Source organism: Alteromonas sp. BZK5 (genome assembly GCF_014349115.1).
GTDB classification, from domain to species: domain Bacteria; phylum Pseudomonadota; class Gammaproteobacteria; order Enterobacterales; family Alteromonadaceae; genus Alteromonas; species Alteromonas macleodii.
Genome location: NZ_JACSOE010000283.1, coordinates 1 through 1,042 on the forward strand (window position 1 = coordinate 1; position 1,042 = coordinate 1,042).

The window sequence follows — 1,042 nt, forward strand, 5'->3', positions numbered from 1 at the left end:
TACCGGGAGGGAGTTGAACCCTCTGGAATTCAACGAATAATTTTGGTTACAGCATAGTTACCTCCTTTATTCTCAGGCTTAGCCTGTCGCAAGCTGGGCACATGCACGTCGTAAGTTCATGGAAGCCAAAAAAGGTGCGGGTAAGAAAGGCAGCGGAAAAGCAGATTGGGCACTCAATCACATCCAAAAGCTCTACCGCATCGAAACGCAGCTAAACGATAAAACGGTCGAAGTGCGCTACCTTACCAGACAAGAAAAGAGCCTGCCGTTGCTCAATCAGCTTCACGCATGGCTAATGAAATCAGTTCAACAAGTGCTACCGAAAACCAAATTAGGTGAAGCGATACAATACTGCTTGAACCAATGGGAAAAGCTTGTACGTTATACACTCGACGGCCAACTAAAGATTGATAATAATCGCGCTGAGCGCGCGATTAAACCGTTCGTGATAGGCAGAAAAAACTGGCTATTTAGTCAAACCGCCACGGGCGCAAACGCCAGCGCAATGCTCTACAGTATCATCGAAACCGCTAAAGCTAACGACCTCAATGTGTTCGAGTATGCGATGACTTGCCTTGATGAACTCAGCAAGCCCGACGTCGATATCGAGCAACTGCTACCATGGCAGTTTGCTAAGCGATAGGTGGTATTGCCGGACGCTTACGGTCAAAACATCGGATTGTAATTTACAATCGTCATTTCTCAGTAGGTCAAAACATCGGATTGTAATTTACAATCGTCACTTTTCAGTAGGTCAAAACATCGGATTGTAATTTACAATCGTCACTTTTCAGCAGGTCAAAACATCGGATTGTAATTTACAATCGTTACTTCTCAGCAGGACAAAACATCGGATTGTAATTTACAATCGTCACTTTTCAGCAGGTCAAAACATCGGATTGTAATTTACAATCGTTACTTCTCAGTAGGTCAAAACATCGGATTGTAATTTACAATCGACACTTTTCAGCAGGTCAAAACATCGGATTGTAATTTACAATCGTCACTTTTCAGCAGGACAAAAAAACGGATTGTAAATTAC

1 pseudogene is annotated in these 1,042 nt (G+C 43.1%); it reads left to right on the plus strand.

Annotated features, from left to right (window positions below):
• Positions 1-85: 85 nt before the first annotated feature.
• Positions 86-643: pseudogene (gene tnpC, locus BIZ39_RS21975) on the plus strand (IS66 family transposase); the annotation flags it as partial.
• Between the last annotated feature and the right edge of the window lie 399 nt (positions 644-1,042).